Raw genomic sequence first — 1,221 nt, forward strand, 5'->3', positions numbered from 1 at the left:
TCATGATTCATAGAACCAACTGAACAAATTTTACCATCGAAAACGGAAGTTTTTGAGTGCAAGAAGCCCTTTTGATAACTATAAATTTTGATGCCATAAGTTGTTAATAAATTGGCATAGTATTGGGTGGCCCGATAAATGAAGGGATGATCAGGCATACAAGGAATCATGATTCTGACATCGACACCAGAACGGGCGGCAATTGTTAGGGCAGTAAACATCGCATCATCTGGAACCAAATAAGGCGATTGAATCCAAACACTCTTTTTAGCACTAACTATCATATCAATGAATCCATCTTTCAAAATTTCCTCACGGCTATCCGGTCCGTCAGAAATAATTTGAATAGGTAGGTTAGCTTCTGTATTGAACTTATCGGATGGAAAATATTTTTCTAAGAAAGCCAAAGGTTTGGCATTACGATCAAGTGAAGCATTCCAATCTCTAAAGAAGCGCTCCTGCAACAACAATGTAGCTGCACCAAAGATTCGTGAGTGTGTATCACGCCAATAACCAAATTTTTCAGTTGTATTGACATATTGGTCGCCAACGTTAAAACCACCGATCCAACCAATTTGACCGTCAATAACAACATTTTTTCGGTGCAAGTGATAGTTTAAACGTGTTTTGGCGATAACGTTTTTGGACGTGATAAATGGCAAGACTTCGCCACCGGCAGCTTGAAATTCTTTGAAATAACGTGGCTTAGTACCACCAGAACCCCATGGGTCATAGAGTAAACGGACTTCCAAACCTTCTTTAGCTTTTTGCGTTAAGAGTTTTAAAAACTCGTCCCCAATATGACTTTTGATGAAAGCATAATATTCAACGTGAACTGTTTCTTTGGCGTTGCGGATATCTTCAAACATATCTCTGAATTTTTCTTTACCATCGAAATAAAGTTCAATCTCATTATGGCGTGTTAAGGGAGCCTCTTCGGTTTCGTTGAAAACACGAATGATGTGATCAGCATAACGTGTTTCATCGTATCGTGAGGCGTTTTGAGGACGTTTCTGGGCAGCAATCGCCATTCGCTTCAACTGACTTAAACTGTAATGCTCTTGCTTACTGATATTGAAGATTTTTTCCTGCGCAATTCCACGACCGAGGAACGCATAAATAAGGAATCCTACAATTGGCAATAAGACAAGGACTAAGATCCACGCCCAAGTAGTAACGATATTACGTGGTCTATGGAAAACAGTGATCAGTGCTGAAACC

Annotated in this window: 1 protein-coding gene; it reads right to left on the reverse strand. The window is 39.6% G+C overall.

From position 1 onward, the window contains the following. Positions 1–1,221: cardiolipin synthase (gene cls / locus FHL06_RS13560; protein ID WP_153387166.1), on the reverse strand; the 1,221-nt coding region annotated here is incomplete at both ends.

Origin of the sequence: Companilactobacillus halodurans (genome assembly GCF_009600985.1) — a bacterium.
GTDB classification, from domain to species: domain Bacteria; phylum Bacillota; class Bacilli; order Lactobacillales; family Lactobacillaceae; genus Companilactobacillus; species Companilactobacillus halodurans.